The sequence below is a fragment of the Proteus sp. FZP2095 genome, from assembly GCF_023701425.1.
Classification (GTDB): Bacteria; Pseudomonadota; Gammaproteobacteria; order Enterobacterales; family Enterobacteriaceae; genus Proteus; species Proteus cibarius.
In genome coordinates this window covers 225,343-241,292 of sequence record NZ_JAMQBJ010000003.1, presented here as the reverse complement: position 1 = coordinate 241,292, position 15,950 = coordinate 225,343, and the positions used below count along the sequence as shown (strand labels likewise).

At 37.0% G+C, this 15,950-nt stretch carries 14 protein-coding genes; 10 read left to right on the top strand and 4 right to left on the bottom strand.

All coding sequences use genetic code 11. From position 1 onward, the window contains the following. Nucleotides 1-3 precede the first annotated feature (3 nt). The 10 genes from hyfH (at nt 4) to NBG71_RS13890 (ending at nt 8,914) form a co-directional block, all read left to right on the top strand. The gene (gene hyfH, locus NBG71_RS13935) at nt 4-558 is read left to right on the top strand and encodes a hydrogenase 4 subunit H (RefSeq protein WP_075673442.1); all 555 of its coding nucleotides are present in this window, start codon (nt 4-6) and stop codon (nt 556-558) included. After that, nucleotides 555-1,337: an NADH-quinone oxidoreductase subunit B family protein gene (locus tag NBG71_RS13930; protein WP_072069032.1), complete on the top strand. Its 783-nt coding sequence runs from the start codon at nt 555-557 to the stop codon at nt 1,335-1,337. The genes hyfH and NBG71_RS13930 overlap by 4 nt, the downstream gene beginning before the upstream one ends. Beyond that, complete coding sequence (locus tag NBG71_RS13925; RefSeq protein ID WP_088494545.1) at nt 1,330-1,740, top strand: formate hydrogenlyase maturation HycH family protein; 411 nt, start codon at nt 1,330-1,332, stop codon at nt 1,738-1,740. Before NBG71_RS13930 ends, NBG71_RS13925 begins: the two co-directional genes overlap by 8 nt. Beyond that, a complete protein-coding gene (hycI, locus tag NBG71_RS13920; RefSeq protein WP_164530722.1) occupies nt 1,737-2,237 on the top strand; it encodes a hydrogenase maturation peptidase HycI in 501 nt (166 codons plus the stop codon). The genes NBG71_RS13925 and hycI overlap by 4 nt, the downstream gene beginning before the upstream one ends. A gap of 427 nt (nt 2,238-2,664) precedes the next feature. Continuing rightward, a complete protein-coding gene (locus NBG71_RS13915) occupies nt 2,665-3,654 on the top strand; it encodes a glycosyltransferase (RefSeq protein ID WP_159363578.1) in 990 nt (329 codons plus the stop codon). A 404-nt stretch (nt 3,655-4,058) separates the two neighbouring features. Further along, on the top strand, nt 4,059-5,642 hold the full coding sequence (locus NBG71_RS13910) for an ABC transporter substrate-binding protein (protein WP_099659717.1): 1,584 nt from the start codon (nt 4,059-4,061) through the stop codon (nt 5,640-5,642). Beyond that, a complete protein-coding gene (gene yntB, locus NBG71_RS13905) occupies nt 5,627-6,610 on the top strand; it encodes a nickel ABC transporter permease YntB (protein ID WP_075673449.1) in 984 nt (327 codons plus the stop codon). Before NBG71_RS13910 ends, yntB begins: the two co-directional genes overlap by 16 nt. Next, complete coding sequence (gene yntC / locus NBG71_RS13900) at nt 6,607-7,419, top strand: nickel ABC transporter permease YntC (protein WP_250916940.1); 813 nt, start codon at nt 6,607-6,609, stop codon at nt 7,417-7,419. Before yntB ends, yntC begins: the two co-directional genes overlap by 4 nt. After that, nucleotides 7,413-8,210 (top strand): nickel ABC transporter ATP-binding protein YntD, encoded by a 798-nt coding sequence (gene yntD, locus NBG71_RS13895; protein ID WP_075673451.1) that lies wholly within the window; start codon nt 7,413-7,415, stop codon nt 8,208-8,210. The genes yntC and yntD overlap by 7 nt, the downstream gene beginning before the upstream one ends. Nucleotides 8,211-8,269: 59 nt before the next feature. Next, nucleotides 8,270-8,914, top strand: a complete 645-nt coding sequence (locus tag NBG71_RS13890) for an ATP-binding cassette domain-containing protein (protein ID WP_075673452.1) — start codon at nt 8,270-8,272, stop codon at nt 8,912-8,914. Between the two features lie 77 nt (nt 8,915-8,991). Here the strand turns inward: NBG71_RS13890 and NBG71_RS13885 are convergent, their stop codons facing one another. The 4 genes from NBG71_RS13885 to NBG71_RS13870 form a co-directional block, all read right to left on the bottom strand. After that, nucleotides 8,992-12,210: an autotransporter domain-containing protein gene (locus NBG71_RS13885; RefSeq protein WP_250916939.1), complete on the bottom strand. Its 3,219-nt coding sequence runs from the start codon at nt 12,208-12,210 to the stop codon at nt 8,992-8,994. 337 nt (nt 12,211-12,547) lie between these two features. Beyond that, the gene (locus NBG71_RS13880; protein WP_099660240.1) at nt 12,548-13,414 is read right to left on the bottom strand and encodes a YjjW family glycine radical enzyme activase; all 867 of its coding nucleotides are present in this window, start codon (nt 13,412-13,414) and stop codon (nt 12,548-12,550) included. Continuing rightward, on the bottom strand, nt 13,386-14,927 hold the full coding sequence (locus NBG71_RS13875) for a YjjI family glycine radical enzyme (RefSeq protein ID WP_250916938.1): 1,542 nt from the start codon (nt 14,925-14,927) through the stop codon (nt 13,386-13,388). Before NBG71_RS13875 ends, NBG71_RS13880 begins: the two co-directional genes overlap by 29 nt. 237 nt (nt 14,928-15,164) lie before the next feature. Then, nucleotides 15,165-15,881 carry a YtjB family periplasmic protein gene (locus NBG71_RS13870; RefSeq protein WP_159241808.1) on the bottom strand — a complete coding sequence of 239 codons (717 nt, stop codon included), beginning with the start codon at nt 15,879-15,881 and terminating at the stop codon, nt 15,165-15,167. Nucleotides 15,882-15,950: the final 69 nt, after the last annotated feature.

The following is a 15,950-nucleotide window of genomic DNA, read 5'->3' as shown; positions in this document are numbered from 1 at the left end:
ACGATGTTAAAATTGTTTAAAACCATAATCAAAACAGGCGAAGCAACGACCAAATATCCATTTAAGCCTCTGGATTTACCTGATGGTTTCAGAGGAAAGCCTGAATATGATGCACAGCAATGTATTGTCTGTGGTGCTTGCACCGCAGCCTGCCCTGCTAATGCGTTAACGATGGAAACGAATTTGGAAACAGGCGAGCGTCATTGGCAATTATTCATTGGTCGCTGTATTTACTGCGGTCGTTGTGAAGAAGTTTGCCCAACAAGAGCGATTGTTTTATCCGATATGTTTGAAACGGCAGTGACTAAAAAGTCAGATCTTTATATTAAAGGGACTTTTAAATTATTAAATTGCCGTGAATGCCATCAACCATTTACGCCTAGAAAATCAGTTGAATATGCGATGGAGCTATTAGTGCAATCAGGTTGGGATGAGCAAACAGTAGAAGCAATGCGCCCACAATTTGAAACTTGCCCTGAATGTAAGCGTAAACATAACTTGTTATCTGATGGTCGTGAAAATATTAGTGTGGGCGAAATTGGGAGTACAATAAAATGAGTCTACCAGAAATTCCCATTAATCATCATGTTAGCCAACCGATCACCCTTGATGATCAGGTACAAAAGCTAAAACAGACATTGTTGAAAGATATTCAGCGTTCAGCTTATGTTTATCGTGTTGACTGTGGTGGTTGTAATGGTTGTGAGATTGAAATTTTCTCCGCAATTACACCGGTTTTTGATGCTGAACGCTTTGGTATCAAAGTGGTAGCCTCACCTCGTCACGCTGATATTTTATTATTCACTGGCGCAGTAACGCGCCAGATGCGTGTTCCTGCATTACGTGCTTATGAATCAGCGCCAGATCCAAAAATTTGTATCTCTTATGGTGCTTGTGGTTGTGGTGGAGGTATTTTCCACGATCTGTATTGCGTATGGGGTGGTAGCGAATCTATCGTACCTATTGATGTGTGGATCCCTGGTTGTCCTCCAACGCCAGCTGCAACGATTTATGGTTTTGCTGTTGCATTGGGTTTGTTAGACCAAAAATTAAAAGGCGAATCACATATTGAAGTAGAAAATGAGAAAGCATCTCTAATTCTGCCTTCTATTCCTCTAGATGCTCGAGTGATGATTGAGCGTGAAGCACGTCGTCTTGCTGGTTATTATCAAGGAAGACAAATCAGTGATCATTTCCTTACCTTATTAGAAGGTGCCACTATTCAAGAAGTGAGTGGACGTGTTGATGAATGGCTACGACAAGCTAACGATCCTCGTTTATCAGAGATTGTAAAACGTCTTGTCTATTCATTAAGCCAAGGGGGAATTTATGCCTGATGACGCTAAAGTTTACTTTTGGTCACTAAGACAAAAGTTTGTTGATAGCGACGATGATATTCCTGAGCAAGCGCAACAGGTGATGTACTATTCGCTCGCGATTGGTCACCACGTGGGTATGATTGATTGTCTAAAAACAGAGCTAGTCTGTCCTTTAGAAAAATATAAAGCATGGATTGATTTATTACCTGAAGGTGAAGCAAAACGCAAAATGCAGGGATTGCTGACATTTGGTGAAATCAATATTAACTCGGAGCATACTCACTTATTAGCGTTAGCATTTGATCCTATTATTAAAAATGACGATCCTATTTTTAGTGAATGGAGTCAAACGCTGATTAAATTACTGGGTGAGATCCACGCAGAACCTGCTATTTATTTGATTGTGAAGAGAAAACCATGAGTAAAACAATGACAGCACCTAAAGTGGTATTAACGGTCGGTAACAGCATGATGGGCGACGATGGTGCAGGCCCTCTGCTTGCTGAGTTAATGGAAGCAAACCCAATTGATGGATGGATTGTTATCAACGGGGGAAGTGCGCCTGAGAATGTTTCTTACCAAGTAAGAGAGTTACAACCGCAATGTGTTGTCGTTGTTGATGCTGCTGACATTGGTTTAAATCCAGGTGAGATCAGGGTGATAGATCCTGATTATATAGCGGAAATGTTTATTATGAGCACCCATAATATGCCGCTGAATTTTCTTATTGATCAATTAAAAGATGATATTCCTGATATTACTTTTCTAGGGATCCAACCTGATTTAGTCGGTTTTTATTACCCAATGACTGAAGCCGTAAAAAATGCCGTTGATAAAGTGTATCAAGGGATCAAGTCTTGGCGAGTTGATTACTTTCCAGAGCTTGAAGTTTGTGATGAAGAAGATATCGAAGAATAAAAATAAAACAAGTATCCAAAGTTTATAGATAAAAATTAAAACATCCGCTTTGCGGATGTTTTTCATTAATGACACCTATATTACTCATTAGCTACAAAAAAAAGCGTTAATGACACTTATATTACTCATTAAAATAAAGTTGTGGCTAATAACATGCTTTTTATGCGCTAACCTTAATTTTTCCTTTAGTAATTTCTTTTAAAAAACAATCCTGCTTAACCTGTTCTTCATAGGGTATTTTAAAAGTTAATTATACTTATTCTTTATTAATAATGATTTTTACTTCAAATTAGCAAAAAGTAACTTTTTACTTAAGCATAACGAGTGAATAGCAATAATAGCTCCATATTGAGGTTGGTATCTTTTCTGTCCTTAACCAATATGTTCAGAGCGAAAGTTACTTATTAGAAAGAATAAAAGGTTGGTTATGTCTTCTTTTGTACCTCAATTAAGTATTGTGGTCGCCGTTTATAATGGCGAGAAGTTTTTATCAGAATTTTTTAATTATTTACAAGCGCAGAAACTACCAAGTTGGGAGCTTATTCTTGTTGATGATGGTTCTAACGATAATTCATTAAAATTACTTTATGAATGGAAGGATAAATTTCCTGATATCACTATTTTGACACAAGAAAACCAAGGTGTTTCCGTTGCTCGAAATACAGGGTTTAAAATAGCTCGTGGCCAATATGTGGCGTTTCCTGATATTGACGATGTCATTGATGACAGAATGTATCCTCGTCTACTTGAAATCGCGCTTGCTGATGATTTAGATATTGCAACTTGTAATGGTAATTATGTCTATGCAGATGGGCGCCCTTCACGACCTATATTTCCATCTAACCGCTTACAGACAACAGATGTTTTAACGGGGCCTCAATGGCTTGAGCGTGCTCTTGAATCGAAAAAGTTTTTACATGTAACTTGGTTAAATATTTATCGTCGCAATTTTCTACTTGCTTATGGTTATTATTTTGAGCCAGGTTTACATCATCAAGATATTCCGTGGACAACAGAAGCATTATTAACCGCTAAACGTGTTAAATATATTGATGAGCGTTACTACGATTATTTTATTCACTCTGGATCTGTTTCTCATACAACACCGGATGATGCTATTCATGTTCGAACAATTCATAATTACGTGAAAATATTAGAGATGCTTGATGCTATTAATCAAAAGCATAAGGATGTCACTAAAAATATCAATGCATGCTATTGGCAAATTGCCAAAGAAGGTTTAGGTATTATTCACTCAATCGGTTCTATTCAATCTATTGAAGTTAAAAAACAAATAGTTAAAGAATTTTTTGATAGAGGAATTTGGACACTTATCTGGCAGAATGCGAAAGATTTTAGATTGCGTTGGCGTTTAGGACGACGCTATTTCAAATTAAAAAGAATATTAAATACATGATCACAAGAGGGCACAATAATGTGCCTTTTTTATTTTCAGTGTAAATTAAATAAAAAGAAATAATTTAATTTCGTTAAAAAGTCACTTTATTTCGTTTTATGCTCACTGATAAATTCAATGATAAATATATAACTTATTTATTAGAAAAATACTGTGCACTTGCTAGAAGTTTGCCATAATGAGTATTACTGCTTAATAAAAGTTTATGTGAAATCAATAAACTGTCGAATATTATTCGAGTAGTTGAATAAAAAAACTTATTATGATGCCACTGGTTTAGCCTTTATCTTTACCAAGTTGCAGAACATCATAATTATCATTGTTATTTATCTTGTTTCAGCCTCTTCATCTTATTTAGATAGAGACTGATGATAAGTTGTATCTAAAAAATCGGAGAATGTTTTATGTCTATTCGGTTTGGTTGGCGTCAATCATTAATTACGTTGACTTGCTTAGCTGCATTAAGTGCCCCTTTTGCAACATCTGCTCAAACGTTGAAATTAGCCATTGGTGAAGAGCCAACCGAAGGTTTTGATCCAATGCTGGGATGGAGCCATGGTAGTTATTTACTTCTTCATAGCCCATTATTGAAGCAAAAGGCGGATCTCTCTTGGTATAGCAATATGTTAAGTGACTATCAGCCAAGTGAAGATGGTAAAACATGGAAATTAACGTTAAAACCTGACTTAAAATTCTCTGATGGCTTGCCACTTACAGCAAAAGATATCGTCTTTACCTATAACAATGCGGCTGCTAGTGGCGGTAAAGTGGATATGGGTAACTTCCTTTCAGCCAAAGCCGATGATGATTTAAATGTCACTATTACGTTAAAAGCACCACAAAGTACGTTTGTAAACGTACTAGGCTCTTTAGGTATTGTTTCTGCTGATAAGTATGATGAAAAAACCTACGCACAAAAGCCGATTGGTGCAGGCCCTTATCGGATGGTAAGTTTCCAACCTGGTCAGCAATTAATTGTTGAAGCTAACCCTTATTATGCGGGGCAGAAAAATGATTTTGAAAAACTTATTTTTGTTTTCCTAGATGAAGATGCAGCTTTTGCTGCTGCTCAAAGTGGGCAACTGGGTATTGTGCGTATTCCACCAGCAACGGCTGCAATGGCTAAGAATTTGCCCAATACGAAATTGTGGGAAAGGCCGAGTGTTGAAAACCGTGGTATTGTTTTTCCAATGGTAAAATCAGGCGCAAAGAATGCACAAGGTTATGATATTGGTAACGATATCACCGCAGATATCGCTATTCGTAAAGCGATTAACTATGCTCTTGACCGCAAATTGTTATCAGAGCAAGTGCTTGATGGTTATGCCGTTCCTGCGTATACCGGTGTAAAAGGGCTTCCTTGGGATCAAACTGAGGCTGCATTTAAAGATGGTGATGTTGAAAAGGCAAAACAAATTCTTGAAGATGCTGGTTGGAAACTCAATAAAAATGGTATTCGTGAAAAAGACGGTTTAGAGGCGAAACTCACCTTATGGTATACCAGTGGTGATGCAACTCGTCGCGATTTAGCCGAGTCAATTCGTGCGCTAGTACAACCTCTCGGCATTCAAATGGATCTTAAATCAGGCAGTTGGGATACTGTAGAGCGCTATATGCACTCAAATCCGACTTTATTTGGCTGGGGTAGTCTTGATCCTATGGAGTTATATCATCACTACAGTGCGAATGCTGCTGGTGTTGGTTATTATAATCCGGGTTATTATAAAAATCCTGAAGTCGAAAAACATCTACAAGCCGCACTTGATGCCCATACATGGCAAGAAGCCGTTCCTCATTGGAAAGCAGTGGAATGGGATGGTAAAAATGGCGTTGGTGTAAAAGGTGATGCTGCTTGGGCTTGGTTGATGAATGTGCAACATACTTACCTAACTAATCCTTGTGTTGATCTGGGTACAGGAACACCTGAAATCCATGGTTCATGGTCATTATTAAATAGCGTAGATACTTGGAAGTGGACTTGTCAGTAATACGTCAAAGTGTAGGTTTTTTCCTGCGATTACTCTGCCTGCTGTTGGTGACAACAGCAGGTGTTTTTATTTTATTAAGTTTTTCACCGATAGATCCTATTAAGGCCTATATCGGTAGTGATCTACTGAATGTTCCTCCGGAACAATATCCTTTAATTGCGGCACGTTGGGGAATTGACCAGCCTTTATGGATGCGATTTTGGCTTTGGTTTAGCCAAATCATTCAAGGGGATTTTGGCTATTCCATGTTGTATAACATGCCCGTTATTGATGTTATTCGTGAACGTGCAGGACCTTCGTTTATCTTGCTTTTTTCAGCATGGGTATTTTCAGGTGTTATTGGCGTTGTGATGGGATTAGTCGCTGGTCGATATCTTAATCGTTGGCCAGATAGAATTATCTCTACTTTATCTTATCTATTAGCGGCATTACCGACGTTTTGGGTGGGATTACTGCTGCTATCTCTGTTTTCTGTCACTTTACATTGGGCACCAATTTGTTGTGCTTGGCCGATGGGAAGTAGTGCTGAAACGGCAACATTAAGCCAGCGTCTTTCTCATCTTATCTTACCTATGATTGCGCTTGGATTATTAGGTACCGGGAATATCGCTTTGCATACTCGTGCGAAAGTCGCTGAAGTGATGGGCAGTGAATTTATCCATTTCGCTAAGGCCCAAGGTGATAAAGGTTGGGCTATGATGCTATTTCATGTTCTACGTCATGCCATTACGCCTGCACTTTGCTTACAGTTTGCATCAATTGGTGAATTACTTGGTGGCTCTCTTTTAGCTGAAAAAGTATTTGCTTATCCAGGCTTAGGACAAGCAACGGTTGATGCAGGATTACGAGGCGATATTCCTCTGTTAATGGGAATTGTTGTTTTCAGCACTATTTTGATTTTCTTTGGTAATAGTATTTCTAATATCTTATTAAGACGTATTAATAAAGGAATTTTACGAGACTCATGATTTACGATCCGAACAAGCCTTTGCTACGACTTTTATTAGTTACCCTCGCGTTAATTGGGCTAGTTGCATATGGTTTTTCTGTTTCTCATACTGATATCGTAATGGACTTTTTGGCTAGAAATCAGGCTCCGTCAGATCAATATTGGTTCGGTACTGATAACTTAGGTCGCTCTTTGTGGCTACGTTGTTTCCAAGGCATGTTAAGTAGTTTAAATATCGGTGTAACAAGTGCGGTTGTGAGTGGTGCAATCGCTTTAATTTTTGCTGGTATCTCCTCAATTAATCGTTATTGTGATTTTTTTGTAAGAGGCGTTGTTGATGCGCTTTTAGCATTACCTCATTTATTACTGTTGATTTTAATTTGTTTTACCTTAGGTGGTGGGCAACAAGGGGTGATTTGGGCTGTGGCATTAACCCATTGGCCTAAATTAGCTTTAATTTTACGAGGTGAAATTCAGCGTATTAGAGAAGCTGATTATGTAATGTTATCGCGTCGTATTGGCAACACGCCTTTTGAGTGCGTAAAAAAACACTATATTCCTATGCTGTTACCTCAGTGGATCGTGGGAACCTTGTTAATGTTTCCTCACGCAGTATTACACAGTGCAGCGTTAAGTTTTCTCGGTTTTGGTCAGGCTGCTCATGAACCTTCTTTAGGTTTATTGTTATCTGATGCATTACGTTATTTAAGTACAGGCTCTTGGTGGATGGCGGTGTTTCCTGGATTGATTTTGATGTGCTTAGTATTGATTTTCGATCAATTTGCTAAAGCAATGCAACAATTATGGTTAAGAGGGGCAGGATGTTAAGTTTTGAACAGCTTTCCATTGATATCGCACAATTTCGTTGGTTAGGAAAACGAAATTGGCAACCGTTGCTAAAATCAATCTCACTGGATATTAAGCCCGGAAAAATGCTGGCATTAGTAGGCGGCAGTGGTGAAGGAAAAAGCCTGTTATTACAAAGTGCGTTAGGCCTTTTACCTGCCAACATGCGAGTTCGTGGTGCGATTAAATTAAATGGGCACACACTAAGTGAACGGGAACTGATTGCTTATCGTGGGAATACCTTTTGTTATATTCCTCAAGGTGTCAGCGCTCTCAATCCGTTGATCTGCATCGGTGATCAATTAAGTCGCTCTGCGCGTTTAAGTGGCGCAGATGTTTCGTCTGATGATATTGTGCAACAGTTAGGGCTTTATCACCTTTCGGGCTCATTAGTAAAAACGTATCCGGCAAAATTGTCTGGTGGAATGGCAAAGCGAGTATTAGCCTGTAATGCAACACTCTCTAATGCACAGTATATTTTGGCGGATGAGATCACCTCATGGCTTGATGATGAACATGCCTGCTTGTTATTAGGCCATTTAAGAGAGTTATGCAATCAAGGTAAATCAGTGCTTTGGGTTACACATGATTTAGCCTTAGCCGCAAGATTTGCGGATACGATAGCGGTGCTTAATCAGGGTGAAGTTAACGAAGTCATTCCTGCTAATGTGCTTAATCGTCATGAAGGTAGTGAGTGGTTAAAGACACTCTGGAATGCATTACCTGAACAACAATTTATAAATACAAAAGAAGCATCACTTAATCCATTATAATATTGAGCTCTTAAGTTTTATTTTTATACATTTCATTTGTTATTTCTGGAGTTATCTTTATGCCACTTTTAGAGTTAAAACAGTTATCTGTGGAGCAAGCAGGTAAGGTGTTATGGCAAGATCTCTCCTTTTCGTTAGATGCGGGAGAGCGACTCGGTATTTCAGCGCCAAGTGGCACAGGAAAAACGACATTAGGTCGCGTTTTAGCACAGTGGCAAAAACCCACTCAAGGTTCAATTCTTATTAATGGCAAGCCATTATCTAATAAGGGTTATTGCCCTATTCAATTAGTCCCTCAACATCCTGATAAATGTTTTAATCCATTTCGAACAACAGGGGATAGTGTTCGTGATGCTTGGTCACCTGATGAATATTGGCTCGAAAAACTCAAGATCAAGCAAGAGTGGTTAACGCGTAGACCTAATGAATTATCTGGTGGCGAGCTTGCACGTATTGCGTTATTGCGCGCGTTAGATCCTCGTACTCAAATATTGATTGCAGATGAAGTCACGGCACAGTTAGATGCACAAATTCAAGCCGATATTTGGCAAGTATTAATCGATGAAAGTCAGAAACGTCCTTTAAGTTTGATTATTTTTAGTCACAATAAAGCACTACTTGAGAAAGTTTCTACCAAAGTGTGGTGGGTTAATGAAGAAAAAAACAATTCTATTATTTCAAATTTGAATTATTCAATCAGTTAATAAAAAAGAGCTCCCTATATCTTTATAGGAAGCTAAATAATACAGCTAAAAGTAACCCCAAATATAACAATAAGGAATTAGAAGCGATAAGTGTAACTTACACCAATTTGCATATCGTGATTGCGATAGGTTGTCATTTCCCAATTTACAGATGTATTGACAGAAGATTGCTTATCAAACTGATAAGTGATCCCAACATTAGCAAATGGGCGTTGTTTTACCTGTTTTTTATTTTCTGAATAATCAATTTGTTGTTGACCTAAATAGTCAATATGGCTACGAAAATCCCCTTGATAATGCGATAAGTTCCACAGTAAGCCCGCTTTTGTATTAAGTATGAAAGAAGAACCTAATAAATGCTCCATACCCAATCCCATTTTGGCGAATAATGAATGCGTTTTAAGGGCATCATAGTGTGCTGCAAATTGGGCATTTTGAGTTTCACTATAAGCTGAACGTGATATTTGATTAAAAGTAATTCCTACAAATGGCGTTAGCAGTAAATTATCTGATAATGAATAAGGGTAATAAGTTTGAAAATCAATATGATAACCAGATATTCTGGCGTTTCCTTTACCCGATTCAGTACCTGCTAATGCAGGTCTTTCAATAGAAACTTTACGATTTAAATAAGCACCTTTTAAAGAAAAATGTGGTGCATTATTATTTAATTCAGCATTCAATGACGGTATTAAATCTAAACTAAAACCAATTAAAGGTAATGCATAGCCTTGATATTGATAACCTTTAGGTAATGAAGAGGAGACATCGGTATCAATGGCCAAACCGACAACGAGTGGAATATTTTTGATATCAAAACGATAAGCTCTACTCAATCCTGTTTGGGTTGCATTCGTTTTATTTAGATTTTGATAATGTGTAAAACCACTAATACACGCATTTTCAGCACCTACAGAGCAAGTTGCAGAAGCTAGATAACGCAATTGCCCTTGTTGCATATCCATAAACTTATAGCCGTTTTCAGCCATTAATTGCATTGATTTATAGGTGTTTTCAATGTCGATAGGTTTGCTGATAATGATCGATGGTTTTGTTATTTCTTTCTCTTTTTCTTTAGCTTTAATATCAGCTTGCTCTTTGGCTAAGCGCTCTTGCTCCGCTTTGGCTTTATCAGCTTGCTCTTTGGCTAAGCGCTCTTGCTCCACTTTGGCTTTATCGGCTTGCTCTTTAGCTAAGCGCTCTTGCTCCGCTTTGGCTTTATCGGCTTGCTCTTTGGCTAAGCGCTCTTGCTCCGCTTTGGCTTTATCAGCTTGCTCTTTGGCTAAGCGCTCTTGCTCCGCTTTGGCTTTATCGGCTTGCTCTTTGGCTAAGCGCTCTTGCTCTGCTTTGGTTTTATCGGCTTGCTCTTTAGCTAAGCGCTCTTGCTCCGCTTTGGCTTTATCAGCTTGCTCTTTAGCTAAGCGCTCTTGCTCCGCTTTGGCTTTATCAGCTTGCTCTTTGGCTAAACGTTCTTGCTCTGCTTTGGCTTTATCAGCTTGCTCTTTAGCTATGCGCTCTTGCTCCGCTTTGGCTTTATCGGCTTGCTCTTTGGCTAAACGTTCTTGCTCCGCTTTGGCTTTATCAGCTTGCTCTTTAGCTATGCGCTCTTGCTCCGCTTTGGTTTTATCGGCTTGCTCTTTAGCTAAACGCTCTTGCTCCGCTTTGGCTTCGTCATCCAAACGTTGTTTTTTATCTACTTCTATTGTCGCATTTTTTTGTGTTAGTGCATTAAGAGTGGTTTTACTCTTTTCATATTCATACTCTGTTAATTTTAACTCTGTACTTTGTTCTCCTTTGTCGAAATTAGCTATTTTAGTATTAAGGTCTTCGACATTTTTTTGATATTCTTCTTCTTTATATTTATTTCTATGATATTCATCTGAGTACCTGTTAAATATATCTTGATCGCCATTTTCTTCACCTTTATCAATGATATTTTCAATTCTTACTCTTTCCTTATTAGCCTTATGCATTTCATTTTTAGTTGTTTCTAATTTATTTAATAATTCCTCTCTTTGTGTGTTGATGTTTTCTTTAAGTAAAGCGATTTTCTCTAATAATAAATTAGAGTTATCTGTAACTTTTTTAATATCGTTATTTGCTAATAATGTGTCAAACTTAATATTTATTGCTTCTTTTCTTTGGTTTTTTTCTATTTCTTGCTCAGTCTTTCTTCCAAGGTTCCATGCAACCATTCTCCATGTGCTATCGATGTCTTTTGATATTCCAAATACAGTATTACCATCTTTAGAAATAGAATGTGCTTCTGATTCTTTAATATCGTTATTAAGATTTAGTAATAATTGGGATTTGTTTTCTTCAACGAAATAGATGAAGGCATTTCTAAGATATTTTGATAATGGAGACGTTTTATTTATAATGTTGTTACCGTACTCTACCCAGCCAACAAAAAATTCACCATTTTCTGAAATAGCCGTTGCTTCTGAATTATAATAACGATCATATCCAGTATTATTAATTATTGGTTTTCTAATTTTATTTTTAGTTGGATCATAGATAAAAGCCTCACGAATTAATCTATCATTGCTTTCATTTCTGCGTTTAATACGTGATTCAATCCAACCAACGGCTAGATCATTTTTAGAGAATTGATTGATTTTTGATGAGCCATAATCTGAATCCGAAATGATTTTTACATCATCGTTCGATTTATCATAAATAAATGCTAATCTAACACTTTTTGATTCTTGGTTTTCCCGTTGTAAAGTACCATAAAGATATTTTCCACTAAAGGATGGAGCAGTAATATTAGGTTTTAATTTGATTAATTTATTAATAAAAGCTAAATCTTCAAATAAAATAAATTTATTTTTTTCTATGTGATTATTGATTTTTGTTTTATTCCACTCACTGAGTGAAATGCTTTTTTTATTTTCATTATCAAAGATAAAAAATTTCTTTTCGCTAGGTGAAGTATACCTTGCATAAGGATCGTTATCCTCAGAGTAAAGGCTAAATAATCCATCATTAGTAGTAAAGTAATAATCATCTTCAATATAATATGAAATATCATCTTTATGATTAAATAATTTTATTTCTTTTAAAAAAACATCATAAACAAAAAACACACTGTTGTTATTATACTCACCATGAGCAGTCAAATAATGACCATCTTCTGAAAGTGAAAGAGCACTGATGTTATTAAAATCTTTTATTTTCAAAGAAGTAAAGGTTTTACCAATATCATGGCTGATATTAGTGTTATATTTATCTGATGTTATTATTATATTATTATATTTAGATGCTAAGATTGTTGGAAGATTTCGTGGGAACATTCTTCCATGAATTTGCCTATTGCTGTCATATCTTAGAAGGGAATCTTTATCAACAGATTCAAAATTAAATTCAATATTTTTTGTGGAGACTAGATCTGATGGATCGTTTAAAGCATAGCTACATGTAGAATTAATTATAATTGAAATAATAATCGATAGCTTTAGCTTCTTTTTATTCATAAACATAAAATATCATTCCGTTTATTTTGGCAGGTTTTTTTGAAGACTAATTTGAACTTCTTTTTCTGTCAATATAAATGAATTTTATTTTAAAATGCATTTCTAATTATATTCATAATAATTAGAAATTATTGTTTTTATTTTACATTGATTTTTATTATGAATATATCCCTGGGGTGTTAATATTTGTAATATTTCTTTTTCTCAATTCTTTACTAAATATATCAATATGTTGTTTTTGTGCCGACACCCATTTACTCGCTTCACCATAAACACCATGTTGATGAAATGCATTAATACGGACTAATACAGATTCACCAAGTGAATTAATAAACTGGGAAAGTAATTCAATATTCTCTAAATAATCTGTTTTTTCTGGAATATATAAAAGGCGTAATTCTGTAAGCAAATTATTATTAGCTAACCATTTGATTGAATCTTTAATTCGTTGGTTACTACGCCCTGTTAAATAAATATGAGTATCTTCATTCCAACTTTTTAAATCAATCATAGCACCGTCCATATAAGGGGCGATTTTTTGCCAGCCATTAAGTGAAAGTGTGCCATTACTGTCGATTAAACAAGTAAGGTGTTTAAGATCCGGTGCTTTCTTGATTGCCTTAAAGTAATCAATTAAAAAAGGAAGTTGTAATGTAGATTCACCCCCACTTACAGTTATGCCATTAATAAATGCTGCATATTTACGTGTAATAACCATTAATTCATCAACGGTATAGGTTAAGGTCATTGGGCTTGATTGCCGTGGGCATTGTTGAATACAAGTGTCGCATTGTTCACAACTGGTACTGTTCCAACTCATTACGCCATTTTGTAATGAAAGTGCTTGCTGTGGGCAGGTAGGAATACAGTCGCCACAATTATCACAGATCCCCATTGTGTAGGGATTGTGACAATTCTTGCAGCGTAGATTACACCCTTGCAGAAAGATGGCCAGGCGATTGCCTGGGCCATCCACGCAAGAGAAAGGGAGTATCTTATTTATCGAAGCGCATCTGCTGTTCATGACTGATAACTCGTGGTTTACGTTCAGCAATATGACAATTTGCCGTGGCTTCATCACCTAACCAAGTAGTGTTAAGGCGAGAGCCTTCATCTTTATACTTTTTCAAATCAGATATGCGAACCATATAACCAGTCACACGGACGAGATCATTTCCGCCCACATTGGCGGTAAATTCTCTTAATCCAGAAGAGAACGCGCCTAAGCAGAGTTGCATTAGGGCATCAGGGTTTTGTTTGATGGTTTCATCAACCGTTAAAATATCGCTGATCCCTGAGGTATAAAATTGATGGTGAGGAGCAACGGTCATTAAGTGCGTAACAGGATCTGGCTCTTTACCATAAGGAATACGAGTCGCAGGTGTTGTGCCAATATCAGAGCTAATACCTGATTGAGCATGTAACATTGCTCGGTGGTTCCAGCCGTATTTTACTGGTGTTTCGGTAACAAATTGAGCCAATTTTTCACTGATCATATAGCTAAGTTTATTCGCTGATTCATTAGCACCATAAGCAACATTTTTACCTTCTTTTTCAAGTAAAAGCGCTACGGCTTCGGCCATTCCATAAATACCAAACATAGGAGCAAAACGATCAGGTGAGATTAATCCTTCTTCAACTAAGAAGCTCTGTTTAAAGAAGTTAGATTTTTCATAGAGAAACTCACAACGAGCATCAATGATCTCAATCTGTTTTTGCATATAAAAAGGCAATACATTATCAAGAAAATCTGGGCTATTTTGGCTACGCTGTGCAACCTCTTTGAGGTTTATACGCACTAAGGTGCTACCACCACCACTTTGAGGCAGAGAGTTATAACAACTCACAATCCCGTATTCATCTTTGCCAAATACCACATCTTGCAAAGCACCATTAGCAATATGCGGTTTACTACTGTGGCAAATATTGGTGATAGCTTGGTGAAGTAAATCAGCAGGTGTTGATTTCGCATCATAAATAAATGTGAGATTAGGCGCGACTTGCTGAAGCTCAACATCTACTTTAAGAATTAGACGTGTAAGAACAGAGTCTTCTGGGCCAATATTGGCGTGCATAAAGGCATCTGGTAGCGTTCTATCAAGATAGCGCCAGAAGCGTTTTAATTTAGGGTAAAGCTGTTCTTCAGTCAATTCACCAACATAAGGCAGTAAGATTTTATCAATGCGGCCTAAATAAACAGGCATAGAGGTTACAGAAGGAACATGATGATAAAGAATAGTCAGCATGTTTAAGGCATCGTCAAAATCTTGTGCAGGTTCAAGTTCTAAATAGCGAGAGCCTTTTGCTAAAAATTTCGCGTAATCAGGTAACACATAACGCGGTTTATAAGGGGCGTGACCTTCATACATATCACAGATAACCCGTTCATTCAGTGCTTTAGCCGCATCCTCAGGAAGAGAGGGATAAGGCAACATATTTTCAGCTTCTAAAGCGAGAAAATGACGTTTTTGTTCAGGGGAAAGGGTTGGGTTTTCTACGATTTGTTGACAACGTTGGATAACAGATTGTTCAGTCATAACCACCTCAGTACTCAAAGAGCCAGAATAAGATTTAAAACCTATCTTTTTAGGTTAATGACTTAGTGAAAATTTACCGTGATTTTAAACAAAACCCCTTTAAAGATTAAGGAAATAGCACGAAAATACGTATAAATTAGATATATCTAATTCAAATTATGGTTAATTAGAAATAAAAAAGTGAGTTCAGCTAATGAATAACTCAACCCACTTAGTGACTCCTCAATAGAATAAAAATTATGGCTTCTCTATTTTATTCTCCGTGTCGTTATCTTCCTCAATAGATCCTTTTTCTTCATTACTTTCGTTTTCTTCAGTCTCTTCTTTTTCAGTACGTGGCGGTAAATTGGCAGTTAATAAATAAGGAGATTGTTGCCAATGAACGGGGGTTAGTTGAAGAAGGTTATGAGAAAGCAAAAAGCCAATCGCAAGCGCAACTAATAACATGACACGTAATAAATTTGTTGTGTTATCGACTTGGCTTGATTCAGTGACAAGCTGATGAGTATCCAGCGTAAGCCTTAAAAAGCCTTTAGGTTTATCTTTGCCCGGTACAGGCACAACAAGTTGATGATTAAAAGAACCGCCACTTTTTTGCCCTTCTAGTGCTAATCGCTCTTTAACAGTGACATTTTCACCGCTATGCGCTATTTGTGTACCATCTTCTAAATAAAGACTGGCATCAAGCACCCGACTATCGTGAGTCAGATGATTTAAATTAGCCATAATGAGGGGATTTACGTTATCTTTGCTACTGTCATCTATATAAGTGGATAAAGAGAACGCAACTTGTTCTGCCAGCGTTTTTGCAAGCTCTTCAAACTGAGTAATACGGGCGTGCTGGTTTGCACGGCTAAAATAAGACGCGCCTTGCATAAGAAATGCCAATAGTGCGATACAAATCAGTATAATCGCCGTTTTTTGTAGTTTGAATTTTAGTTTGTCTTTAAGCATGTTCATCCTTTTGCGTAAGCAAGTATGTGCATGTTGCCAGATGAGCCAGAGATAGAATAGGCTGAATAA